Origin of the sequence: Rhabdaerophilum sp. SD176, assembly GCF_030143245.1 — a bacterium.
Lineage (GTDB): Bacteria > Pseudomonadota > Alphaproteobacteria > Rhizobiales > Beijerinckiaceae > Rhabdaerophilum.
The window spans coordinates 14,219-38,823 of the sequence record NZ_JARJNS010000006.1; the positions used below are offsets into that span (position 1 = coordinate 14,219).

A 24,605-nucleotide genomic window follows, 5' to 3' on the forward strand; every position below is an offset into this window, starting at 1 on the left:
TTACTTCGCGGGCTTGATATTCATGGCGAGCGTATCCTCGTCGACGCGCGCCTTGATGGTGACCTTGCCCTTCTGCATCGCCCAGGCCGAGCCAACCGCGACGATCGGCAGGCGCTGGCGATCTTTCAGGACAAGCGCATTCGCATCCTCAAGGGCCTTGCGGCGCTTGCCCTCGTCCATCTCGACCGCGGCGATCTGGAGCAGCTTGTCCATCTCGCCGTTCTTGTAGCCGAGGACGTTGAAGGCCCCCATCTTCTTGGAAGGATCATTCGAATGGGCGAGCGAAGAGAGCGTGTAGTGCGCCTCACCAGTGAGCGTGCCCCAGCCCGACATTGAGGCCGAGAACTCGCCGCGCGTCCGGGCGGGGAAGAAGACCGCCGCCGGCTGGGCGTTCGGCGTTGCGTCGATTCCGATCGCCGCGAGCATCTGCGCGATCGAGGTTCCGACCTGCGTATCGCCCGGCAGCCGGTCCTTCGTGAAGGAGAACTGCATCTTGAAGCCGTTCGGATAGCCGGCTGCCGCGAGTTGCTGCTTCGCCTTGGCGGGGTTGTATTCCCGCGCCGGGAGCGTCTTGTTGAAGCCGAAGATCGACGGCGTCACCATCTGGTTCACAGGTTTGCCAAGGCCTTCCATCGCCACTTCCGCGAGGGCGTTGCGGTCAATGGCCAGGTCGATGGCTTCACGGACGCGAATATCGAGGAAGGGGTTCTTCGGCAGCGCCGAACCATCCTTCGCCGTCACATTCAGCGCCTTTTCGCGCATATCCAATTCGACGTTGAAAACATAAACCGTATCAATGATCTGGACGTCGATCTTCGAATCGCGCTTCAGCGCTGCAACATCGGTAGCCGGAACGCGGGTGATCAGGTCAAGCTGGCCAGCCTTGAGCTGCGCGACGCGGGCGGCATCATTGGCGATCTCCTTGCGGACATGGCGCGCCCACGGTTCCTTCGGGCCCCAATAGCCGTCAAACCGATCGAGCACGAGATCACCCTTCGGCTGCCACGATACATACTTGTAGGGACCGGTTCCGACGGCGGCCTTCCCGGAATTGAAGGCCGCATTCGCGGATTCCTTGGTCAGGCCTGCTGCCGCCTTGTGCGAGACAATGAAGAGGCGGATGAAATCGTTCGGCAGCGTCGGAGCCGCGCCATCGGTGACGACATGAACCGTCAGCGGGTCGATGATTTTCGTCTCCTTGACGCGCCGGACATAGATCGTGGTCGGGTTTGGCCCGGCGACCATGGGGATGCGCTCGATCGAGAATTTCACATCCTCGGCCGTGAAGTCGGAGCCATCATGGAATTTAACGCCGGGGCGCAGCTTGAATTCCCAGGTCGTGTCGTTGATCGGCTTCCAGCTGGTCGCAAGGCGCGGCTCCAGTTCAAGCCCGTCGCCCGACCAGACCAGCGTATCGAAGACATGCTTCAGGGCCTCGGCATGCGTGCCGGTGGCGGTGAAATGCGGGTCGATGGAATCCGGCCCGCCGCGGACACCGATCGTCAGGGTCTGGGCCAGGACCGGCACGGCACTCGACAAGGCGGTGGCGCAGAAAAGGGCATAAACGAGCGGACGCATGGCGGTCTCCCTTGTTGATGCGTCCTCGCCCCTGGCGGGACGCCTGAACCGGCATTGAACGTGACGAATTCGCCCCCGTCAATTCCTTGTGGAACTGTTTTTTGCCCGTATAGTGGGTCTGGATGATCTGAACCGTTCGATTTGGAACCAGTTTATGCGCGACAAAACGGCACGTCGCCTGCCGGCGAAGCAGAATGATGAAATCGGCAACGTGGTTCCGTTCGGCTCGGCCGAGAATGGTGCGGACCTGCTCAACCGCCAGAGGCTCGATGCCTTCACGCATGCGCGCCTCTGGAAGAACCCGTGCGGTTTTGCAGCCCGGTTCAACTACCTTGCCCTGCGCTACAATGTGCCGCTTTATGGTTGGGTGAAAGAGCGTTTCGATCTTTCCCGCGTCGAATTCGTCGTGATCTACAGCCTGGCGATCCAGGATGGTGTCACTGCTAGCGAGATCGCGTCCTCGACAGCTTTCCCCAAGAACACGCTCAGCCGCGCGGTCAACCGGCTGATCGGCCTCGGCTTTGTCGCCCGTCGGACAGATGGCGACGATCGCCGGTCGCAAATCCTGACACTGACCGATGCCGGACGCGCCGTCTATGACGAGGCCCTGCCCCGCTTCGCCGGGCTGGAACAGGAAATGCTTGCTCCGCTCAGTCTCGTCGAGCGCGAGATGCTCTCCATGCTGCTCGCGAAGGTAGTGCTCGCCATGTTCCGCGGCGAGGCAGGGGCCGAAGCGGAGCTGCAAACCGGCGCGGAGATGGAATAAGCCATGCGCATTGCGGACATGAACTGGATGCAGGCGGAAGCTCGGGCTCGCACCGATGATCGGGCGGTGCTGCCGCTCGGCTCGACCGAGCAGCACGCCTATCTCAGTCTCGCGGTGGATGCGATCCTCGCGGAACGCGTGGCTGTGGAAGCGGTCGGGGAGAGCGGCATCCCCGTCTTTCCGGTCCAACCCTACGGGTTCACGCCGAATTTCGTCGAGTATCCCGGTTCTGTGACTTTGCGCCTCTCGACCTGGATTGCCGTCGTGACGGATATCCTCGACGGGCTGGTGCGGTCCGGCTTCCGGCGCATCGTCATCGTCAACGGGCATGGCGGCAACTCGCCTGCCCATGGTGCCGTGCTGGAATGGCTCGACCTGAACCGGGGCTGCCAGGTGAAATGGCACAATTGGTGGAACGCTCCGGAGACTTTCGCCAAGGTGAAGGCGATTGATCCCGTTGCGAGCCATGCCTCCTGGATGGAGAATTTTCCCTGGACGCGCCTGCCGGGCGTAACGATGCCTGGCCACCAGAAGCCGATGATGGATATGGGCCGCTTCTCCGCGCTCGACCCCGGCGCGAAGAAGGCGCTGCTGGGGGACGGCAATTACGGCGGGCTCTACCAGCGTTCCGACGCGGATATGCTGGCAATCTGGGCGGTCGCCATTGCCGAGACGCGGGCGCTGATCACCGAGGGCTGGGCCTGATGCTCGGCTTCATGATCCAGCGCCTGCTGCAGGCCTTGGTGGTGATGCTGGTCATCTCCGCGCTGGTCTTCATCGGCGTCTATGCGGTCGGGAACCCGATCGACGTGCTGATCTCGCCCGATGCCACGCAGCAGATCCGCGAAGAGGCCATCCGGGCCTACGGGCTCGACCAGCCGCTCTGGAAACAATATCTCGACTTCCTCGCGCGGCTCATCCGCGGCGATTTCGGCCGCTCCTTCATCTACAACATGCCGGTGCTCGACCTCATCGCCTCGCGCGTTCCGGCGACGCTGGAACTGACGCTCGTCGCCGTGCTCGGCGCGACCTTTCTCGGCGTTCCGCTGGGCATGTATGCCGGCTACCGGCCTGACAGCGTGCTGGCCAAGATCATCATGACCGTATCGATCTTCGGCTTCTCGGTGCCGACCTTCTGGATCGGCCTCGTGCTGATTTTCACCTTCGCGGTCCAGCTCGGCTGGCTGCCCGCTGGCAACCGCGGCGAGACGGCCATGCTGTTCGGCGTGGAATGGAGCCTGCTGACCGCGAATGGCTGGCTGCATCTGTTGCTGCCGGCGCTGAATCTCTCGCTGTTCAAATTCGCGATGATGGTCCGGCTGGCGCGGGCCGGAACACGCGAGACCATGCTGTCCGACACGGTGCGCTTTGCGCGGGCGGCGGGCGAAAGCGAGTTCACCATCCTCCGGCGACATGTGCTGCGGCTGATCTCGATCCCGATCGTGACCGTGTTCGGGCTCGAATTCGGCTCAACCATGGCCTTCGCCGTGGTCACGGAGACAATCTTCTCCTGGCCCGGAGTCGGGAAGCTGATCATCGATTCCATTTCCTCGCTCGACCGCCCCGTCATGGTCGCCTACCTGATGCTGGTCGCGTTCTTCTTCATCGTCATCAACCTGCTGGTCGACCTCTCCTACGCCGCATTGGATCCGCGGTTGCGGACAAGGAGAGCGACATGAGCGCGACAACGCCCCTCGCCCGCTTCTGGGATGATTTCCGCGCCAACACCCTGGCCGTCATCGCGCTCGGCGTTGTGATCATCATTGTCCTGATCGCCCTGGCTGCGCCGCTGATTGCGCCGCAGAATCCCTATGACCTCGCCACCCTCGTGCTGACCGATGCACGACGCCCGCCGGGCTTTGTCGGCTCGAAGGGCTTCACGCATTGGCTCGGCACTGACGCGCAGGGGCGTGACCTGCTTTCGGCCATTCTCTACGGGCTGCGGATCTCGATCCAGATCGGGATCCTTGCCGGGGCGATCGCGTTTGCCATCGGAGCGACGCTCGGCACGTTCGCCGCCTATTTCGGCGGGCGGATCGAGGCGCTGATCATGCGGATCATCGATCTGCAGCTCTCTTTCCCAGCCATCCTGCTGGCGCTGGTACTGGCGGCCCTGCTGGGACAGGGCAAAGGGCCGCTGATCGCCGCGCTGGTGACGGCCCAATATGCCTATTTCGCCCGCACGGCGCATGGCGCGGCCTCGGCGGAGCGTTCGAAGGAGTATGTCGAGGCAGCCCTCTCGACGCCGCTCTCCCCGCGCCGGGTGGTGTTCCGCCATATCCTGCCGAATTGCATGCCGCCGCTGATCGTTGTGGCCACGGTGCAGATCGCCAATTCGATTGCTCTCGAAGCGACGCTTTCGTTCCTCGGGCTCGGCCTGCCGGTCAGCGAGCCTTCGCTTGGCATGCTGATCGCCAATGGCTTCCAGTACATGCTCTCGGGCCGATACTGGATTTCGATCTATCCCGGCGTGGCGCTGATCATCCTGATCGTCGCGATCAATCTCGTCGGCGACCAGATCCGCGATCAGCTCAATCCGAGGTTGCGCCGATGAATCCGCTCCTCGAGGTCCGTGACCTGAAAACACAGTTCGCCACCCGAAACGGACCGCTCAAGGCGGTGGACGGGGTGAGTTTCTCGCTGGAAGAGGGCGAAATCATCGGCCTCGTTGGCGAATCCGGCTCCGGCAAGAGCGTCACCGGCTTTTCGCTGCTCGGTCTCATCGATCCGCCCGGCCGGATCACCGGTGGCTCGGTCAAGCTGATGGGCCGCGAGCTGGTTGGCCTGCCGCCTTCGGATCTCCGGAAAATCCGTGGCCGGGAGATCTCGATGGTCTTCCAGGACCCGTCGGCGACGCTGAACCCGGTCCTCACGATCGGCATGCAGATGCGGCTGGCGCTCGAGGCGCATGAGCGGATCGGCGAGGCTGCCGCGCGCGAGCGTTCTGCCGCCGTCCTCAACCGGGTGGGGATTCCGGACGCAGCACGGCGGCTCGATGCCCATCCGCACCAGTTTTCCGGCGGCATGCGCCAGCGCGTGGCCATTGCCATCGCGCTGCTGAACCGGCCGCGGCTCATCATCTGCGATGAGCCGACCACGGCGCTTGATGTGTCGATCCAGGCGCAGATCCTGACCGAAATGCGCAGCCTCGCCGAGGAAATGCGCACGGCGATGATCTGGATCAGCCATGATCTCGCAACCGTCTCGTCCATCGCCAGCCGCCTGCTGGTCATGTATGCAGGCCGGATCATCGAGGAAGGTCCTGTCGCGGCGGTCCTGCGCCAGCCACGCCATCCCTATACGGCGGGTCTGCTGGCCTCCCTGCCCGCCCGCGCCGAGCCGGGTACCGATCTCGTGCAGATTCCCGGCTCCACCCCCTCGCTTTTTGACCTGCCACCGGGCTGCGCCTTCCAGCCGCGCTGCAGCTACCGGACACCGGAATGCAGCGTGACGCCTGACCTTGTGGCCGCCGGAACCGGCCGCAGCCATCGCTGCCACCATCCGCTCGGGGAGATCCCGGCATGAGCGCGCTGATCGATGTCCGCACCGTTTCCAAGCGTTTCTCGCCCCGGCTTTCATTGGGCGAGAAGATCGCCGTCCGGCTGGGCCAGCCGATCGAAACGCGGACGGTGCATGCGGTTGACGGGGTCTCGCTCGAGATCAGCAAGGGCGAAGTGCTCGGCCTTGTCGGTGAATCCGGCTGCGGGAAATCGACCCTCGGTCGGATGATCGCCGGCATCCACGCGCCCAATGATGGCACCGTGACGCTGGATGGCGAGCCGATCCTTGGCTTGGACGGCCGAAAGCGGACGACACGGATCCAGATGATCTTCCAGGATCCGTTCGCCTCGCTCGATCCCCGCATCCGCATCGGCGAGACGATCAGCGAAGGGCCGATCGCGCATGAGCTCGTGACACGATCCGGCGCGCGGGCCTATGCCGAGACCTGGCTGACGGCCGTCGGGCTGCCCAAGGATGCGGCCGATCGTTTCCCGCACCAGTTTTCGGGCGGCCAGCGGCAGCGGATCGCCATTGCACGCGCGCTGGCGATGCAGCCGGACATGCTGGTCTGCGACGAGCCCGTTGCCTCGCTCGACGTGTCGATCCAGGCGCAGATCGTCAACCTGTTCCTCAAGCTGCGCCGCGATCTCGGGTTGACGATGCTCTTCATCAGCCATGATCTCGGCATCGTGCGCCACATCTCAGACCGGATCGCTATCATGTATCTCGGCCGGATCGTCGAGCAGGGGCTGACGGAGGCGATCTACCGCGCGCCTGCACATCCCTATACCCGCGCGCTGCTGGACAGCATCCCGAAGCTCGTTACCGATTCGGACGAACTGGTGACCTTCCGGCCGATTTCCGGTGAGCTGCCCTCGCCGCTTGCGCCTCCGCCGGGCTGCCATTTCCATCTGCGCTGTCCGAAAGTACAGCCGATCTGCCGGGAAGCCGTGCCTCCCCGTACCGCCATTACCGGGTCGCGCGATGTGGCCTGTCATTTTCCGCTGGAGACGTGACGCATGGAACCCTGGGAATGGAGCGAGGCGGAATGGCGCCGTCGGGTCAATCAGGTCCGGGCAGGCCGTTCGCTGAAGCCGGCGCGATGGCCCGGCGGCAAGCGCTGCGCTGTCGCCCTGTCCTTTGACAGTGACCACGAGACCAATGAACTGCGTGACGGCGGCATTTCTGTCGGGCGGATGTCCTGGGGGCAATATGGCAATCGCGTCGGCGTGCCGAAGATCCTCGAGATCCTGCGCCGGGAAAACGTGCCGGCCACGTTCTTCGTTCCTGCCGTGGCCGCCCTGCTCTATCCGGACGAGCAGCGCCGCGTGGTGGCCGAAGGACACGAGATCGGCCTGCATGGCTGGATCCACGAGCTGAATTCGGTCCTGCCGGAGCCTGTCGAACGCGACCTGCATTTCCGGGCCGCAGATACCCTGACCACAATTACCGGCATGCGTCCGGAGGGGATGCGGACGCCGTCCTGGGATTTCTCGCCGGCGACGCTGAAGATCCAGCGGGAGTTGGGCCTTCTCTACGATTCCTCGCTGATGGCCGACAATGATCCCTATGAATTGCTGGAAGACGGGAAGCCGACGGGGATCGTGGAACTGCCCGTCGAGTGGATCCGCGATGATGCGCCCTATTTCAACATGAACCGCTTCCAGGCGCTGCGGCCCTACACGCCGCCGACGGCCGTGCTCGACATTTTCCTGCGCGAATTCGAAGGTGCCTATGCAGAAAACGGGCTCTTCCTGCTGACCATGCATCCGCATGTTACCGGCTACCGCTCACGCCTCTTCATTCTCGAGGAGCTGATCCGTGCCGCCAAAGCCAAGGGCGATTGCTGGTTCGCCACCCATGCCGAGATCGCGCGCCACTGCGCCGACCAAGGCGGGATTGCAAGATAATTATGTATAACGAATATTGTCCGATCGTGATCGTGCCTTATCTCCCCCCGCTTCCGCAGCGGTTCCGACCGCCCGGACCCGGGTTTCGCCAGCCTTGCCGTTTGTGAAGGACCCCGTGCCATGAGTTTCATCAATCCCGCCCGCTTCACCACGCGGCCGGAAATCACCGGGACCTTCGGGGTCGTGGCCTCGACCCACTGGATCGCGACGGCGGTGGGCATGGGAATCCTCGAGCGCGACGGCAATGCCTTCGATGCCGGCGTGGCAACGGCTTTCACGCTGCAGATTGTCGAACCACATCTCAACGGGCCCGGTGGTGACGTGCCGATCATGGTCCATTCTGCCGGCAAGGGGCAGACGGAAGTGATCTGCGGCCAAGGCGTGGCGCCGGCCGGGTTGACCATCGCGCATTGCCGGGCGCTGGGGCTGGACCTTGTTCCCGGCACAGGGCTGCTGGCCCCTTGCGTGCCGGGCACATTCGACGCCTACATGCTCCTCCTGCGCGACTACGGCACGATGTCGCTTCGGGCGGTGCTTGAGCCCGCGATTTCCTATGCGCGGCACGGCTATCCGCTGATCGAGCGGATCGTGGCGACGATCCGGACCGTTGAAGCGCTGTTCCGCGAGCATTGGAAGACCTCCGCTGATCTCTATTTGCCGGGCGGTCGATTGCCCCTTCCCGGCAGCCGGTTCCGGAACCCTGCCTTGGCCGATACCTACGAGCGCCTGCTGCGCGAGGCCGAAGCCGGCGGCGGTGGCCGCGAGGCCGTCATCGAGCGGGCGCGCAAGATCTGGTCGCAGGGCTTCATTGCCGAGGCGATCGACCTGTTCTGCCGGACCCAGGACGTCATGGATGTTTCAGGCCGTGCCCATCGCGGCGTGCTCAACGGGGATGACATGGCCCGCTGGAAGGCCAGCGTCGAACGGCCGGCCGAATACCAGTACGGGCGCTATACGGTCCAGAAGCCTGGCGCGTGGTGCCAGGGGATTGCCACCTTGCAGCAACTGGCCCTGCTCAAGGGCTTCGATCTTGACGGGCTCGATCCGGCCGGACCGGATTTCATCCATCTCCAGGTCGAGGCCGCCAAGCTCGCCTTTGCCGACCGCGATACCTTCCTCGGCGATCCCGACCATGTGACGGTGCCGCTCGGGACACTTCTTTCGGACGCCTACAATGTCCAGCGGCGGACCCTCATCACCGACCGGGCCTCACACGAGCAGCGGCCGGGAGTCATTCCCGGTTTCGGCGGCGCGATGGCGGTGAAGGCCGTTACCGGGCCGCGTCAGGCCGTCAGTGCCGGGGGCGCGGGGGAACCGACGGTGGGCGATATCCATACCGGCCATGGCGCCGGCGAGGTGGTCGAGCCCAATGGCATCACTCGCGGCGATACCGTGCATTTCGACATTATCGACCGTCATGGCAACATGATCGCGGCGACTCCCTCCGGCGGCTGGCTGCAATCCTCACCGGTCATTCCCGAACTCGGGTTCTGCCTCGGCTCGCGCGCCCAGATGTTCATGCTGGACGAGAGCCATCCCGCGGCGCTCGGCCTGGGCCGGCGGCCGCGTACCACGCTCTCGCCCACCATGGCCCTGCGCGACGGGAAGCCATATCTCGCCTGGGGTTCGCCGGGCGGGGACCAGCAGGACCAATGGATTCCGCAGATGTTCCTCAGGCATGTCCATTCCGGCATGAACCTGCAGGAAGCCATCGACGCCCCGGCCTGGCATACCGAGCATTTCCCGACCTCGTTCTGGCCGCGTACGGCCCGGCCGGGGGTGATCGTTGTGGAATCCCGCGTTTCGAAAACTACCATCGCCGAGCTGGAACGGCGCGGCCATATCGTCGAGATCGGACCGGAATGGTCCGAGGGGCGGTTGGTTGCGGCCTCGCAGGACGGGGAGTTTCTGCGCGCCGCCGCCAATCCGCGGGGCATGCAGGGCTATGCGGCTGGCCGGTAGGAGGCACGGATGACCTGGTCCATCATTGCCAAGGATGCGACTACCGGACAGATCGGCATTGCCGTCTCGACCTGTGCCTTCGCGGTCGGGGCCCGCGTGCCCTTCATCGAAACCGGGACGGGGGCCATCGCAAGCCAGGCCTTCGTCAACCCGTTCTATGGCTTGCGCGGGATGGCGCTGCTCCGGGCCGGCGCGACCGCGCAGCAGGCGCTCGACATCCTGACCGCGCAGGATGAAGGCCGGGGCCAGCGGCAAGCGCATATCCGGGATCATGCCGGGCGGATTGCCGCATATACCGGGGCGGATTGCGTGCCCTGGTGCGGGCATCTCGTCCGCGAGACGTTCTCTGTGGCCGGCAACATGCTGGCCGGGCCGGAGGTGATCGCCGAAACGGCGCGCGTCTTCGAAGGCCGGACTGACCTGCCGTTCGCGAAACGGCTGATCGCCGCGCTGAAGGCCGGCGAGGCCGCGGGCGGTGACAAGCGCGGGAAGCAATCCGCCGCGCTGCTGATCCATGATGACGAGGAATATGCCCTGTTCGATCTTCGCGTCGATGACCATGCCGATCCCCTCGCCGAGCTGGAGCGGCTGGAACGCGTCGCCCATGAGCGCTACCTTCATTACCGAAAGGTCATGCCCCGGCGGGGTGACCCGTCCGGCGTGACCAACCGGGACGACATCGAACGGCTTATCGCACAGTCGATTGCCGCGGAGGCGCAGGGATGAGCGCGCTTCTGCAGGTCGAGAACCTGACCGTCAGCTTCGGCACCCCAAATGGTGGCCGGATCCTTGCGGTCGACGGGCTCAGCTTCGACCTGCAACCCGGACGCACGCTCGGCATTGTTGGCGAATCCGGCTCCGGCAAGAGCGTGACGTCACTGGCCGTGATGGGCCTGCTCCAGAAGGGTGCGGCGCGGATCGGCGGCCGGATCCGCTTCCGGGAGGACAGCCTGCTCGATGCTCCGGCTGACCGGTTGCGCGACCTGCGGGGCAACCGGATGGCGATGATTTTCCAGGAGCCGATGACCTCGCTCAATCCCTCGCACCGGATCGGCGACCAGATTGCCGAAGCGGTGGTCCGCCATCGCGGATGGAGCCGGGAGGCGGCCTGGGCCCATGCGGTGGAGATGCTGCGCAAGGTGCGTATTCCCGAGCCGGAGGCGCGGGCGGCCGATTACCCGCACAAGCTCTCGGGTGGCATGCGCCAGCGCGCGATGATCGCCATGGCGCTGGCCTGCGATCCGGAATTGCTGATCGCCGACGAGCCGACCACTGCGCTCGACGTGACGATCCAGGCGCAGATTCTCGAGCTTCTTCAGGATCTTCGTCGCGAGACAGGCGCGGCGGTGATCCTGATCACCCATGATCTCGGCGTCGTGGCCGAAGTGGTGGACGAAGTGCTCGTCATGTATGCGGGCCAGGTGGTTGAACGGGCCAGCGTCGGGGCGCTATTCACCCTGCCGCAGCATCCCTATACGCTCGGTCTGCTGGGCTCGATCCCACGGCTCGACCACCGCAAGGAGCGGCTGGCGGCGATTTCCGGCGCCGTGCCCGATATGAGCGACCCGCCGCCGGGCTGCCGCTTCGCCGCGCGCTGCCCCTTCGCCGATGCACGTTGCCGGGCCGAGGCCCCGCCTCTTGCGGCAATCGGCCCTGATCGCTTCTCCCGCTGCTGGAAGGCGCCGCTGGAGGAGCTTGCCGCATGAATGCCCTGCTCGATGCCCGCGGCCTCTCCAAGCGCTTCGTCGCCCGGACCAATGTGTTCGGGAAGCCAACGGCGCATGTCCAGGCGGTCGATGGCGTCGATCTTGCGCTGGAAGCCGGGGAAACACTGGCGCTGGTCGGGGAATCCGGCTGCGGCAAATCGACACTCGGCCGGATGCTGATGCGGTTGATCGAGCCCAGCGGCGGCTCGCTGCATTTCAATGACCGCGACCTGCTGGCGCTGGATGATGATGCCATGCGGCATCTGCGGCGCGAGATCCAGATCATCTTCCAGGATCCGTTCGCCTCGCTCAATCCGCGCATGTCCGTCGGCGAGGCGATTGCCGAGCCCCTGCTGCTGCACGGGATCGTGCCGCCCGGCCAGCGGGCGGAGCGGGTGGCGAGCCTGCTGGAAACTGTCGGGCTGCGGCCGGAGCATGCGGCACGCTATCCGCATGAATTCTCCGGCGGGCAGCGGCAGCGTGTCGTGATCGCCCGGGCCTTGGCCAGCGAACCGCGCCTGATCATCTGCGACGAACCCGTCTCGGCACTGGATGTCTCGATCCGGGCGCAGATCCTCAACCTGTTGCGCGACCTGCAGCGCCGGCTTGGGCTGGCGATGGTTTTCATCAGCCATGACCTTGCTGTGGTAAAGCATATCGCTGACCGCGTGGCGGTGATGTATCTCGGCCGGATCGTCGAGATCGGCCCGGCCGATGCCGTGTTTGCGAGGCCGCTCCACCCCTACACGCATGCCCTGCTTTCGGCGATCCCGATGGCGAGCGCCACGCGCCGGGGCCGGCGGATTGTGCTCGAGGGCGATGTGCCGAGCCCTCTCAACCCACCGCCGGGCTGCCATCTGCATCGTCGTTGCCCGCATGCACAGCAGCAGTGCCGCACGGCCATCCCCGTGCTGTCCGGCGAAGCTGGCCACCGTGTTGCTTGCCATTTCGCCAAGGATATCCCGCTCGATCCGGAGCTTCTCCCGCGCGAGACCGACCCGGATCCGCGTCTTTCCCGCCTGCTCTCGGCCTTCGAGGCCGGGACAAACCGTGCCTTGATCGCCCCTGACCCTTCGGAGACCTGACATGAAGACAAGCCTGCGCCTCGGGCTCATCGCCCTGCTTTCCGTTCCCGCTCTGGCCGGCCCTGCTTTCGCCCAGTCCCAGATTCGTATCGGGTTGGCCGAGGACCCGGATGTGCTCGATCCGACCCTCGCCCGGACCTATGTCGGGCGGATCGTCTTCTCCTCAATCTGCGACAAGCTGTTCGATATCGACGAGAAGCTGTCCGTCGTTCCGCAACTCGCGCTCAGCCACGACACTTCGGCCGACGGCAAGACTGTCACGATCAAGCTGCGGCCGGGTGTGAAGTTCCATGATGGCGAGGCGCTGGATGCCGAAGCCGCGAAATTCTCGATCGACCGGCACCGGACCATGCAGGGTTCCTTCCGCCGTGGCGAGCTGAGCCAGGTCGCTTCCGTCGAGGTGGTGGATCCGCTGACGATCCGTATCAACCTCAAGACGCCGTTCTCGCCGCTTATCGCCCAGCTGACCGACCGATCCGGCATGATGGTCTCGCCGAAGGCAGCCAAGGAAGCCGGCGACAAGTTCGGCCAGAAGCCGGTCTGCGCAGGGCCCTACAAATTCGTCGAACGCGTCCAGCAGGACCGGATCGTCGTCGAGCGCTTCACCGATTATTGGGACAAGGCCAATGTCTCGATCGACCGGATCACCTATGTTCCGATCGCGGATTCAACCGTGCGCCTGGCCAATCTCAAATCCGGCCAGCTTGACCTGATCGAACGCGCGCTGGCGACCGACCTCAAGGACATCCGCTCCACTCGCGGACTGAAGGTCGCGACGGCCTATGAGCTGGGCTATCAGGGCCTGACGATCAATGTCGGCAAGGGCGAGGCTGCGAAGGGCCCACTTGGCTCGGATGCCCGCGTCCGGCAGGCGTTGGAGGCGGCGATCGACCGCGAGGCGTTGGTCCAGGTGGTCTTCAACGGCGAATTCAAGCCTGGCAACCAGTGGGTGAACCCGGACAATGCCTTCTACCAGAAGAGCATTCCGGTGCCGAAGCGCGATGTCGCCAAGGCGAAGAAGCTTCTCGCCGATGCCGGCGTGAAACTGCCGGTGCCTGTGGACCTGATGGTGCCGAATAACCCGGAAACCCGTCAGGTGGCGGAAGTCATGCAGGCCATGGCGGCGGAAGCGGGCTTTGATATCAAGATCCGCGTGACGGAATTCGCGACATCGCTGAAGGAAGCCGAAGCCGGCAATTACCAGGCCTATATCCTCGCCTGGTCGGGCCGGACCGACCCGGATGGCAACATCCATTCCTTCGCCAGCACCGGCGCGCCGAACAATTATTCGGCTTATTCCAATGCTGTCGTCGACGCTGCGCTCGTCGAAGCCCGGACGAAGAACGCGATGGCTGACCGGATGGCCGCCTACCAGAAGGCAGCAAGCCAGCTCTCGAAGGACCTGCCGATCGTGTATCTCTACCATCGGCTGGTGATCATCGCCCATCGTGACCGGCTTGAAGGCTATCGCCAGATGCCGGATGGCCTTGTCCGCGTGGTCGGCCTGAAGGTGAAGGGCTGAGCCGATGTTCGCGCTGATCTCCCGGCGGCTGCTGCAACTGGTTCCGACGGTCATCATCGTCTCGATGATGATCTTCGGGCTGCAGCAATTGCTGCCGGGCGATCCGGCCACGATCATGGCCGGGGAAGAGCGCGACCCGGAGGTGATCGAGCAGATCCGCAAGCAATATCGGCTCGATCAACCCATCCCGCTGCAATATGTCTACTGGATCAAGGGCGTAGTGAGCGGTGATCTTGGCGAGTCGATGCGCCTGAAGGAGCCGGTCTCGCGCCTCGTGGCACAGAAACTCCCGGTCACGCTGCAGCTTGCTACGATGGCGATGCTGATCGCGATCCTGATCGGGGTGCCGGCGGGGATCATCTCCGCCGTCAAGAAGGGCACGGCATGGGATTATCTCGTGAACGTGATCTCGCTCTGGGGGATTTCGACGCCGAATTTCTGGCTCGGCATCCTGATGATCTTCCTGTTCTCCGTCCATCTCGGCTGGTTGCCGGCCTCGGGCTATGTCAGCCCGTTCGAGGATCCGTGGCAATCGCTCAAGACCACGATCATGCCGGCCTTCGTGCTGGGCAATTCGATCGCCGGCGTGCTGATGCGCCATACCCGTGCGGCCATGTTGCAGGCGCTGTCCTCGGATTATGTGCGCACTGCCCGCGCGAAGGGGCTCGGCGAGAAGCGTGTCATCCTCGCGCATGCGATGCGCAACGCCCTCACGCCCGTGATCACGCTCGGGGCGCTCGAATTCGGAACGCTCCTGTCCGGTGCGGTTCTGACCGAGCAGATCTTCACCATTCCCGGCTTCGGCAAGCTGATCGTCGATGCCGTGTTCAACCGGGATTATGCGGTGGTTCAGGGCGTGGTGCTTGTGACTTCCGCCACCTATATCATCCTGAATCTACTCGCGGATATCGGCTACATCCTCGTCAATCCGAGGCTCCGAGCATGAGTGCCGTCGCGCCCGCCCTCGCACCGGCCCGTCAACCGGAAACACCGCTGCGGCGGGCCTGGAGACGGCTGCGCGCCCGCAAGGCGGCGATGTTCGGGCTCGTGGTGATCGTGGCTCTGGTGATCATCGCGGTCTTCGCGCCGCTGATTGCGCCGTTCGACCCGACCCGGCAGAGCTGGGCCGCCGTGCGCAAGGCGCCCTCGGCGCTGCATTGGTTCGGGACAGATGAAGTCGGGCGCGATCTTCTCTCCCGCATCATCTATGGAACGCGGGCCTCGCTGGCCGCCGGGGTGGTTTCAGTGGGAATCGCCGTCGCACTCGGCGTGCCGCTCGGCCTGCTGGCGGGATACGGACCGCGCTGGATCGACACGATCCTTTCGCGCATCACCGATGCGATGCTCGCGAGCCCGTTCCTGATCCTCGCCATCGCCCTTGCGGCCTTTCTCGGGCCAAGCCTCACCAATGCGATGATCGCGATTGGCATCACAGCCACGCCGATTTTCATCCGGCTGACGCGCGGACAGGTTCTCGCCGTGAAGGTGGAGGATTATGTCGAGAGTGCCCGGGCCGTCGGCAATCCGCGCTGGCGGATCGCAGTGAAGCATATTCTGCCGAATGTCATGCCACAGCTGCTGGTGCAGATCACGCTGACCATTGCCATGGCGGTGATCGCTGAAGCCAGCCTCTCCTTTCTTGGTCTTGGCCAACAGCCCCCTGCCCCGTCCTGGGGTTCGATGCTGAACTCGGCGCAGCGCTTCCTGACCAATGCGCCCTGGATGGCGATCTGGCCCGGCATCGCCATTTTTATCACCGTGTTGTCCTTCAACCTGCTCGGTGACGGGCTGCGTGACGCGTTCGACCCGCGCGAACGTGGCTAGGTGAAGGACGGACTGCCTCTTTTCCCGCCTGTTGGCGGCATGAATGCTGTGGAATTCAGCCGTTCGCCTTTTCTTTGGGCACGACCTAGCTAAGCTCCCTCATAAGCAGGGCCTCGCGGACGGCATGACCGTTGCTTCGTCTTGCGCCGGTCGCCTACGCAACCACCATCATGGAGCCCGATGTGACTCTTCTTTCCCGTTTCGTTTCCCGCCGTTTCGTGACCGGCAGCCTCGCTGCCCTCGCCCTTGCCGGGGCTGGCGCCGCCACCGCACAGGCCCAGACCAAGATCCGCTTCACGCTGGACTGGCGCTTCGAAGGCCCCTCCGCCGCTTTCCTGCTGGCCCTCGACAAGGGGTATTACGCCGCCGAGGGTCTCGACGTCACGGTCGATACCGGCAACGGCTCGCGCGAGGCCATTCCGCGTGTGGCCTCCGGCACCTATGATCTCGGGTTCGGCGACGTCAATTCGCTCATCCGCTTCCGCGACGAGAACCCCAGCGTCAACGTCAAGGGCGTGATGATGGTCTATGACCGCCCGCCCTTCGCCATTATCGGGCGCAAGTCCAAGGGCATCACGGCCGACATCAAGAGCCTGGACGGCAAGAAGTTCGGCGCGCCGGCAGCCGATGCGGCCTATGCGCAATGGCCGATCTTCAAAGCGGTCAACAAGATCGACGCTTCGAAGATGAAGTTCGAGAATGTCGGTTTCCCGGTCCGCGAGCCGATGCTGGCGACCGGCGAAGTCGATGCCGTGTTCGGCTTCTCGATCTCGTCGGTCATCAATCTCAAGGCGCGCGGCGTGCCGGAGAGCGATATCGTCAGCATGCTGATGAGCGATTACGGCGTCGAACTCTACGGCAACGTGATCATGGCCTCGCCCAAGATCCAGCAGGAGAACCCTGAAGCCATCCGCAAGTTCATCCGCGCCTTCACCAAGGCCTGGCGCGATGTGGTGAAGGACCCGGCGACGGCGGTCGACAGCGTGCTCAAGCGCAACGACGTCGCGAAGAAGGATGTTGAGCTTGAGCGGCTCAACATGTTGCTCGCTCAGAACATCCTGACGCCTTATGTCCTCGCGAACGGGCTTGGCGGCATCGATGCCGGCCGCTTCGAACGGGCTATGGCGCAGATCGCGCTGGTGGCCCCGTTCAAGAGCCAGCCCAAGATGGCGGACCTCTTCACCGAGGAATACTTGCCGGCAAAGGCTGACCGGGCCATCAAGTAAGCCGGCCGGCCTCAGACCAGATCGCAGCCGGGGGGAACGCGCGTGGGCGAAGCATTCATCGCGCTGGACAAGGTCCAGCACGTCTATGGTGGTGAAGGCGGCGTTCTCGCCGTGGAAGACCTGACGCTCTCGGTTCGCGAAGGCGAATTCGTGGCGGTGGTCGGTCCTTCCGGCTGCGGAAAATCGACGCTGATGAAGCTCGCCACGGGGCTGCAATTTCCCCGTGCCGGCAGCGTGCGGGTGGACGGGCAGGCGGTGAGCAAGCCGGTGAAGATCGCCGGCATGGCCTTCCAGAACCCGACGCTGCTGCCCTGGCGCACAACGCTCGACAATATCCTCCTCCCGCTCGAAATCGTCGAGCCGCACCGGTCACGCCTCCGTCGCGAAAAGGCGGCCTATACCGAGAAGGCGGAGGCGCTTCTGGCTTCCGTCGGCCTCGGCGGCTTCGGCCCGAAATTCCCCTGGCAGCTCTCGGGCGGGATGCAGCAACGGGCTTCGCTCTGCCGTGCACTGATCCATGAGCCGCGCCTGCTGATGCTGGACGAGCCATTCGGAGCGCTCGATGCCTTTACCCGCGAGGAATTGTGGTGCGTCATCCGCGACCTTCAGGCGGCGCGGAAATTCACCGTCATCCTCGTCACGCATGACCTGCGCGAGGCGGTGTTCCTCGCCGACAAGGTGTTCTGCATGAGCGCCCGACCGGGCCGCATCATCGCCGAACGCGAGATCACCCTGCCCCGCCCGCGCGATCTCGAGGTGACCTATTCGCCCGAATTCGCCGATATCGTCCACGAGTTGCGCAGCCATATCAAGGATGCGCGCTCGGGCGTGCACTAACGGGAGGCCGGGATGACCAACAAACAGAAAATCGCCCTGGCGCCCTGGGTTTTCACGATTGGCTTCTTCCTGCTCTGGGAAGCGGCCTGCCGTCTTTTCGGCATTTCCAGCTTCGTGCTGCCTTCGCCGATGCAGATCGGCGCGGCGATGTGGGAATACCGGTCGCAACTGAGCTTCCACTCCTTCCACACCTTGTGGATGACGTTTGCCGGATTCGTGCTGGCCGTTGTCTTCGGCCTGCTGCTCGGGCTGGCGCTCGGCTCATCGAAGATCGTCCATGCCGGCACCTATCCGCTGCTGGTCGGGTTCAACGCGATCCCGAAAGTGGCAGTGGTGCCGATCCTGGTGATCTGGTTCGGCGTCGGCTGGTTGCCCGCGGTGCTGACAGCCTTCCTGATCTCGTTCTTCCCGATTGTCGTCAATGTCGCCACCGGCCTCGCGACGATCGAGCCCGAGGTCGAGGATGTGCTCAAGGCGCTCGGTGCCTCAAAGCTCGACATCATGACAAAGGTCGGCCTGCCGCGCTCGATGCCCTATTTCTTCGGGTCGCTGAAAGTGGCGATAACCCTCGCCTATGTCGGCTCGGTCATCGCCGAATACAACGCATCAAGCTACGGGATCGGCAACCTGATGGCCCGGGCTTCGGCCGATTTCAACGTGCCGTTGCTTTTTGCCGCGCTGATCGCCCTCGCCGTGCTCGGGGTCGCGATGTATGCGATTACGGCCTGGGTCGAGAAGCGGATGACGGGCTGGGCCCAGCGATCGGGCTTTGCCGCCGGCTGAGCGCATCGAGCCACTGGCCATAAGCGCGCGAACTGCCTAACCTTCCGCCAAAACAGGTGGAAACGACATGGCATCGCTTGCAGGCCGGAAGGCTCTCGTCACGGGCGCCTCCGGCGGATTGGGCGCGCATTTCGCACGGGTTCTCGCGCTGAACGGCGCAGCGGTTGCGGTCGCGGCCCGCCGCCTCGAGGATTGTGCGCGCATTGTCGCCGAGATTGCCGATCAGGGCGGCAAGGCCGTTGCCGTCACGCTCGATGTGCGGTCCACGCGGTCTGTCGAACAGGCGCTTGGCGAAACCGAGGCCGCGATCGGCCCGCTCGATATCCTTGTCAACAATGCAGGCATTGCCGAAACCGCGCCATGGCTCTCGGTTTCGGAAGATGCGTTCGAGCGCATCCTCGACACCAATCTCAAGGGCGCTTACCGGGTGGCGACGGGGTTCGCGCGGCTTGCCCGGGGCCGGAGCGCGCCGGCGAGCATTGTAAATATCGCTTCGATCCTCGGGCTCGGGGTGACCGGCCAGGTCGGCCCCTATGCGGTATCGAAAGCCGGCCTCGTCCAGATGACGCGGTCGATGGCCCTCGAATGGGCGCGGTTCGGCATCCGCGTCAATGCGCTCTGCCCTGGCTATGTCGAGACCGACATCAACCGCGATTTCTTCGCCACCGAGGCCGGGCAGGCGATCATCAAGCGCATTCCGCAGCGGCGGCTCGGCCAGATGGCCGATCTTGACGGTGCCCTGCTCCTGCTCGCCGGACCGGCGGGTGCCTACATGACCGGCACGACGCTGGCCGTCGATGGCGGCCATCTGCTGGCCCCGCTCTGAGGAAGAACGATGGATTTCACGATCAGCCCCGAACTCGACCGGCTGCGCCAGCGCATTGCCGGATTTGTCGCGGAGAACCTCGTGCCGCTGGAGGCAGATCCTGCCAGCTATGATGCCCATGAGAATATCGCGCTGCCGGTGCTGGAAACGATGCGCGCCAGGGCGCGGGCCGAGGGGCTGTGGTGCCTGCAACTGAAACCCGAGAGCGGCGGGCTTGGAATCGGCCGCATGGGTATGGCGGTCTGCTACGAGGCGATGAACCGCTCGATCTTCGGGCCGGTGGTCTTCAATTCCGCCGCGCCGGATGACGGGAACATGATGGTGCTCGAGGCCATCGGTACCCCGGCCCAGAAGGCATGCTGGCTGGCGCCGATCGTTTCCGGCGCGGTGCGCTCCGCCTTCGCCATGACGGAGCCCCATCCCGGGGGCGGCTCCGACCCGCAGATGATCCAGACGCGGGCCGAAAAGCAGCCGGACGGCTCCTGGCGGATCCATGGCCGGAAATGGTTCATTACCGGCGCGGGCGAAGCGAGCCATTTCATCCTGATCGCGCGCAGTTCGGATGATCCACGCTACGGGCTGACCGCCTTCCTGTTCCACAAGGACCAGCCGGGCTGGCAGATCGAGCGCCGCATCCCGATCATGGGTCCGGAAGAACATGGCGGCCATTGCGAACTGGTCTTCGACGGGCTGCATATCCCCGCCGACGCCGTGTTGCTCGGCGAGGGCCAGGGAATGAAGGTGACGCAGATCCGCCTGGGCCCGGCGCGGCTGACGCATTGCATGCGCTGGCTCGGGCTGGCGAAGCGCTGTGTCGAGATCGCAACCGCCTATGCCCGGGAGCGGACCGGCTTCGGCGTCCGGCTGGCCGATCGCGAGAGCATCCAGCTGATGCTGGGCGGCCTTGCCATGCAGATCGAGATCGGCCGGCTGCTGGTGATGAAGGCCGCCTTCGCGCTCGACCATGGCTCTTTCGCCCGGAAAGAAGTTTCGATGGCGAAGATCCAGGCAGCGAATACGCTCCATCAGGCGGCGGATATCGCCATCCAGATCAACGGCGCGCGCGGCTATTCGAAGGATACCGTCCTTGAGTGGATCTACCGCTATGCCCGCCAGGCGCGGCTGGTCGACGGGGCGGACGAGGTCCATCGCATGGTGCTCAACCGTTTCCTCGCCGAGGAGGGCCCGGATTTCTGGCATTGGCCAGTGGCTGGGGAAAAACTCCGATGAGCGCGGGCGACTGGGCTGTCGAGCCGCTCGCCGCCTATCTCTGGCAGGTACTGCCGGGCTGTTCCGGCCTGCCGCAGGTCGAGCGGATCTCGGGCGGGCAGTCAAACCCGACCTATTTCGTGACCTTTCCCGAACGGCGGCTTGTGCTGCGCAAGCAGCCGCCGGGCATCCTGCTGCCCTCGGCCCATGCCATCGATCGCGAGTTCCGCGTGCTGCGCGCGTTGGACGGAACCGGTGTTCCGGTGCCCGAGGCGCTGCATTTCTGCGAGGATCGGGCGATCATCGGCACACCGTTCTACCTGATGGAACGGCTGGAAGGCCGTGTCTTCCATGATTGCACCCTGCCCGGCGTGCCGGCCGGGCACCGACAGGCAATGGTTCTCTCGGTCGCGGAGGCGTTGGCGGCCCTGCATTCGGTGCAACCGCAGGCCGTGGGGCTCGGCGATTTCGGGCGTCCAGGCGACTATTTCGCTCGCCAGGTCAGCCGTTGGTCACGGCAATGGCAGGAGAACCGCACCCGCGAAGACGCCGCGATGGACCGGCTGATCGACTGGCTGCCTCGGCATATCCCGCCCGGCGAGGTGCAGTCGATCGTCCATGGCGACTTCCGGATCGGAAACATGATGTTCCATCCGAAAGAGCCGCGCGTGATCGCCATCCTTGACTGGGAGCTGGCGACACTCGGCCACCCTCTGGCGGATCTCGCGCATTTCTCGATGGCCTATGTCACCGCGCCGGATGAATATGGCGGTCTGCTCGGGCTCGATCTCGCGCGGCTCGGCTTGCCCGGACAGGCCGAGTTCGAGGAGGCCTACCGCCGGGCCAGCCCGCATGGCCTGAGCCTGCAGCCTTTCCACATGGCATTCGCGCTGTTCCGATGGGCGGCGATCTTCGAGGGCATCGCCTATCGCGCGCAGCGAGGCACCGCCAATGCCGGGAATGCCGCCGAGATCGGCCGCCTCTCTGCCGTCTTCGCAAACAGGGCTGTGGACTACCTCTGAGGGCGCCACTCCCGGTTTCATGACAAGCCGGCTCTTCATCTGCCTGTTGCATGTCGCCGCTAGCGCTTCTTCAACAAGAGGGATGTGGCCATGCTCGAACTGCACTCGGTGACCCGACGTTTCGGTGCGAACCGCGCCGTGGACAATGTGTCACTTTCGATCGAGCCCGGCAGCTTTGTCGGGGTGATCGGCCGGTCCGGAGCCGGCAAGTCGACGCTGCTTCGCATGATCAACCGCCTGCTGGACCCTTCGGAAGGGTCGATCCGCTGGAACGGGCGCGACGTTACCCAGCTCAAGGGCGCCGAGTTGCGTGCCTGGCGCATGCGCTGCGCCATGGTTTTCCAGCAGTTCAACATTGTCGGTCGGCTGGACGTTCTGACCAATGTGCTGATGGGCCGCCTCAACCACATGTCGGAACCGCGTTCGCTGCTGAAAATGTGGCGCGCCGAGGACAAGGCCATCGCGATCTCGGCACTTGACCAGTTCGACATGACCGCCCTCGCCGGCCAGCGTGCCGAGAGCCTTTCCGGCGGCCAGCAGCAGCGCGTCGCCATCTGCCGCGCCCTGGTGCAGGAGCCGGACATCATTCTTGCGGATGAGCCGATCGCCTCGCTCGACCCGCGCAACACGCGCCTCGTGATGGATGCCCTGCTGCGCCTTAACAAGGATTTCGGCATCACGATCGTCTGCAACCTGCATGATCTCGACATTGCCAAGGATTATTGCGGCCGCCTTGTTGGCATGGCGCAGGGCCGCGTGGTGTTTGATGGCACGCCGGACAGCCTGACCGAAGGCGCCGCGCGCGAACTTTACGGACTGGAAGCGGACGAGGCCATGACCATGATTCCCGCTTCCCAGCCGATTACCGGCCTGCAGCACACTGCCGCAGCGGCCGCCGCCTGACTGACTGCCCCTACCCTATCCAACAGGAGAGAAACATGACGTTGACCCGTCGCCTTACGCTTGCCCTCGTGGCCGGCACCGTGATGACGACCGGCGCGTTTGCGCAGGACTGGAAGGCCAAGTTTCCCGAACTGATCTTCGCTGCAGTTCCGGCAGAAAATGCCTCCGGCACGCTGGAAAAGCACAAGGGCTTCATCGAGTACATGAGCCGCGAACTTGGCGTAAAAGTCACCATCCGCATCGCGAGCGACTATGCGGCGGTGATCGAAGGCCACAAGGCTGGCAACATTCACTTCGCCGAGCATGGCCCGTCTTCGTATATCCGCGCCTACACGGTTACCAACGGCGGTGTGGAAGCGTTCGTGACGCCGCTCGATGCCAACGGCAACACCGGATACTATTCGGTTGCTTACACCAAGTCCTCGAATGCCGGCTCGAAGCTGGAAGATTTCAAGGGCAAGAATCTCTGCCTCGTCGATCCGAACTCGACCTCGGGCTTCAACGTACCGATGTTTGCCATGAGCAAGGTCGGCATCGAACCGGCGAAGTTCTTTGCTAAAGTCGTCAATGCCGGCAGCCACGAGAATGCTGTTCTCGCCGTCCAGCAGGGCACCTGCGATGTTGCGTTCAACTGGTGGAATTCGGATGACGATTCCAACCTGCAGCGCATGGCCACCAAGGGGATGGTCAAGAAGGACGATTTCAAGCTGATCTTCAAGTCGGACAAGATCGCCGGCTACCCCTATGTCATGACGGCCTCACTCCCGCCGGATCTCAAGGCCGCCATCCGGAAGGCGTTCATGGATATGCCGACCAAAAACAAGGCTGCCTTTGACATGATGTTCCAGGGCAAGTCGAAAGGTTTCGTTCCGACCTCGCATGCCGATTTCGGATCGACCATCGAACTCCAGAAGTTCGTCGACAACCTTCGCAAGAAGGGCTCGTGATCCTTCCTATCCGTTCCATCAGGAGATTGAAAATGACGTTGACCCGTCGCCTTACGCTCGCCCTCGTGGCCGGCACCGTGATGACCACCGGCGCTTTCGCGCAGGACTGGAAAGCCAAGTATCCGGAACTCGTCTACGCGACCGTTCCGGCCGAGAATGCCTCGGGCGTGACCGAGCGTTTTGGCCCGTTCATGGAGTATCTCTCCAAGGAACTTGGCGTTCCGGTGAAGCTCCGCATCGCCGCTGACTATGCGGCAGTGATCGAAGGCCAGCGCGGCGGCACGATCCATATCGGCGATTACGGCCCGTCCTCCTACATCCGCGCCCACACCGTCTCGAATGGCGGCGTTGATGCCTTCGCCACTATGCGCGCCTTCGACGGCTCGACCGGCTATTACGCCGTTGCCTATACAAAGTCGTCGTTCGCCGGCACCAAGCTTGAAGACTTCAAGGGCAAGAATCTCTGCCTCGTCGATCCGAACTCGACGTCCGGCTTTAACGTGCCGATGTTCGCCATGAGCAAGATGGGCATCGAGCCTGCCAAGTTCTTCTCGAAGGTCGTCAATGCCGGCAGCCACGAGAATGCGATCCTGGCCGTGCAGCAGGGCACTTGCGACGTTGCTTTCAACTGGTGGAACTCGGATGAGGATTCCAACTTCGCGCGCATGGCCAACAAGGGCATGGTGAAGAAGGAAGATTTCAAGATCGTGTTCCGTTCGGACAAGATCCCGGGCTCGCCCTATGCCGTCCTGACGAACATGCCGGCGGACCTCAAGGCCGCGATTGCCAAGGCCTTCTTCGATGCTCCGACCAAGGCGCCGGATGCTTTCAAGAAGCTGTCGGACGGCAAGTCGCCCGGCTTTGCTCCAGCCAAGCACAATGACTACCAGGTGACGATCGAACTGCAGAAGTTCGTCGACAACCTGCGCAAGAAGGGCTCGTAAGCCCTTCCTCGCGCCCGCCTGACGCTGCCACGCCCGATGGGCGTGGCAGTTTTC

Annotated in this window: 24 protein-coding genes; 23 read left to right on the forward strand and 1 reads right to left on the reverse strand. The window is 64.1% G+C overall.

The window, feature by feature from the left end; genetic code table 11:
* Complete coding sequence (locus tag P0652_RS14565) at positions 1–1,578, reverse strand: ABC transporter substrate-binding protein (RefSeq protein ID WP_284179577.1); 1,578 nt, start codon at positions 1,576–1,578, stop codon at positions 1–3.
* A gap of 154 nt (positions 1,579–1,732) precedes the next feature.
* Here P0652_RS14565 and P0652_RS14570 point away from each other — a divergent pair, with 154 nt between their 5' ends.
* The 23 genes from P0652_RS14570 (at position 1,733) to phnD (P0652_RS14680) (ending at position 24,551) form a co-directional block, all read left to right on the forward strand.
* Positions 1,733–2,344, forward strand: coding sequence for a MarR family winged helix-turn-helix transcriptional regulator (locus P0652_RS14570; protein ID WP_284179578.1), 612 nt, complete (start codon positions 1,733–1,735; stop codon positions 2,342–2,344).
* Between the two features lie 3 nt (positions 2,345–2,347).
* Positions 2,348–3,049, forward strand: coding sequence for a creatininase family protein (locus tag P0652_RS14575; protein ID WP_284179579.1), 702 nt, complete (start codon positions 2,348–2,350; stop codon positions 3,047–3,049).
* Positions 3,049–4,023, forward strand: coding sequence for an ABC transporter permease (locus tag P0652_RS14580; RefSeq protein ID WP_284179580.1), 975 nt, complete (start codon positions 3,049–3,051; stop codon positions 4,021–4,023). Before P0652_RS14575 ends, P0652_RS14580 begins: the two co-directional genes overlap by 1 nt.
* The gene (locus tag P0652_RS14585; RefSeq protein ID WP_284179581.1) at positions 4,020–4,898 is read left to right on the forward strand and encodes an ABC transporter permease; all 879 of its coding nucleotides are present in this window, start codon (positions 4,020–4,022) and stop codon (positions 4,896–4,898) included. Before P0652_RS14580 ends, P0652_RS14585 begins: the two co-directional genes overlap by 4 nt.
* On the forward strand, positions 4,895–5,869 hold the full coding sequence (locus tag P0652_RS14590; RefSeq protein WP_284179582.1) for an ABC transporter ATP-binding protein: 975 nt from the start codon (positions 4,895–4,897) through the stop codon (positions 5,867–5,869). Before P0652_RS14585 ends, P0652_RS14590 begins: the two co-directional genes overlap by 4 nt.
* Positions 5,866–6,861: an ABC transporter ATP-binding protein gene (locus P0652_RS14595; protein WP_284179583.1), complete on the forward strand. Its 996-nt coding sequence runs from the start codon at positions 5,866–5,868 to the stop codon at positions 6,859–6,861. The genes P0652_RS14590 and P0652_RS14595 overlap by 4 nt, the downstream gene beginning before the upstream one ends.
* Before the next feature lie 3 nt (positions 6,862–6,864).
* Positions 6,865–7,755, forward strand: coding sequence for a polysaccharide deacetylase family protein (locus P0652_RS14600; protein WP_284179584.1), 891 nt, complete (start codon positions 6,865–6,867; stop codon positions 7,753–7,755).
* Between the two features lie 120 nt (positions 7,756–7,875).
* A complete protein-coding gene (locus P0652_RS14605; RefSeq protein ID WP_284179585.1) occupies positions 7,876–9,717 on the forward strand; it encodes a gamma-glutamyltransferase family protein in 1,842 nt (613 codons plus the stop codon).
* A 9-nt stretch (positions 9,718–9,726) separates the two neighbouring features.
* Positions 9,727–10,443: a DUF1028 domain-containing protein gene (locus P0652_RS14610; RefSeq protein WP_284179586.1), complete on the forward strand. Its 717-nt coding sequence runs from the start codon at positions 9,727–9,729 to the stop codon at positions 10,441–10,443.
* Positions 10,440–11,423 carry an ABC transporter ATP-binding protein gene (locus P0652_RS14615; protein WP_284179588.1) on the forward strand — a complete coding sequence of 328 codons (984 nt, stop codon included), beginning with the start codon at positions 10,440–10,442 and terminating at the stop codon, positions 11,421–11,423. The genes P0652_RS14610 and P0652_RS14615 overlap by 4 nt, the downstream gene beginning before the upstream one ends.
* On the forward strand, positions 11,420–12,508 hold the full coding sequence (locus tag P0652_RS14620) for an ABC transporter ATP-binding protein (protein WP_284179589.1): 1,089 nt from the start codon (positions 11,420–11,422) through the stop codon (positions 12,506–12,508). The genes P0652_RS14615 and P0652_RS14620 overlap by 4 nt, the downstream gene beginning before the upstream one ends.
* A gap of 1 nt (position 12,509) precedes the next feature.
* Positions 12,510–14,030, forward strand: coding sequence for an ABC transporter substrate-binding protein (locus P0652_RS14625; RefSeq protein ID WP_284179590.1), 1,521 nt, complete (start codon positions 12,510–12,512; stop codon positions 14,028–14,030).
* A gap of 4 nt (positions 14,031–14,034) precedes the next feature.
* Positions 14,035–14,976, forward strand: coding sequence for an ABC transporter permease (locus P0652_RS14630; protein WP_284179591.1), 942 nt, complete (start codon positions 14,035–14,037; stop codon positions 14,974–14,976).
* On the forward strand, positions 14,973–15,854 hold the full coding sequence (locus tag P0652_RS14635; RefSeq protein WP_284179593.1) for an ABC transporter permease: 882 nt from the start codon (positions 14,973–14,975) through the stop codon (positions 15,852–15,854). The genes P0652_RS14630 and P0652_RS14635 overlap by 4 nt, the downstream gene beginning before the upstream one ends.
* A gap of 182 nt (positions 15,855–16,036) precedes the next feature.
* Entirely contained in the window at positions 16,037–17,080 is a 1,044-nt protein-coding gene (locus P0652_RS14640) for an ABC transporter substrate-binding protein (RefSeq protein WP_284179594.1), read from the forward strand.
* Positions 17,081–17,122: 42 nt separating this feature from the next.
* Complete coding sequence (locus P0652_RS14645) at positions 17,123–17,917, forward strand: ABC transporter ATP-binding protein (RefSeq protein WP_284179595.1); 795 nt, start codon at positions 17,123–17,125, stop codon at positions 17,915–17,917.
* Between the two features lie 12 nt (positions 17,918–17,929).
* A complete protein-coding gene (locus P0652_RS14650; protein ID WP_284179596.1) occupies positions 17,930–18,700 on the forward strand; it encodes an ABC transporter permease in 771 nt (256 codons plus the stop codon).
* A 67-nt stretch (positions 18,701–18,767) separates the two neighbouring features.
* Positions 18,768–19,526, forward strand: coding sequence for an SDR family NAD(P)-dependent oxidoreductase (locus P0652_RS14655; RefSeq protein WP_284179597.1), 759 nt, complete (start codon positions 18,768–18,770; stop codon positions 19,524–19,526).
* 9 nt (positions 19,527–19,535) lie between these two features.
* Complete coding sequence (locus P0652_RS14660; RefSeq protein WP_284179598.1) at positions 19,536–20,756, forward strand: acyl-CoA dehydrogenase family protein; 1,221 nt, start codon at positions 19,536–19,538, stop codon at positions 20,754–20,756.
* Positions 20,753–21,757, forward strand: a complete 1,005-nt coding sequence (locus tag P0652_RS14665; protein WP_284179599.1) for a phosphotransferase family protein — start codon at positions 20,753–20,755, stop codon at positions 21,755–21,757. The genes P0652_RS14660 and P0652_RS14665 overlap by 4 nt, the downstream gene beginning before the upstream one ends.
* A 90-nt stretch (positions 21,758–21,847) precedes the next feature.
* Positions 21,848–22,660: a phosphonate ABC transporter ATP-binding protein gene (phnC, locus tag P0652_RS14670; RefSeq protein WP_284179600.1), complete on the forward strand. Its 813-nt coding sequence runs from the start codon at positions 21,848–21,850 to the stop codon at positions 22,658–22,660.
* Between the two features lie 35 nt (positions 22,661–22,695).
* Entirely contained in the window at positions 22,696–23,607 is a 912-nt protein-coding gene (phnD, locus tag P0652_RS14675) for a phosphonate ABC transporter substrate-binding protein (RefSeq protein ID WP_284179601.1), read from the forward strand.
* Positions 23,608–23,639: 32 nt separating this feature from the next.
* The gene (gene phnD / locus P0652_RS14680; protein ID WP_284179602.1) at positions 23,640–24,551 is read left to right on the forward strand and encodes a phosphonate ABC transporter substrate-binding protein; all 912 of its coding nucleotides are present in this window, start codon (positions 23,640–23,642) and stop codon (positions 24,549–24,551) included.
* The last annotated feature ends 54 nt before the right edge of the window (positions 24,552–24,605 follow it).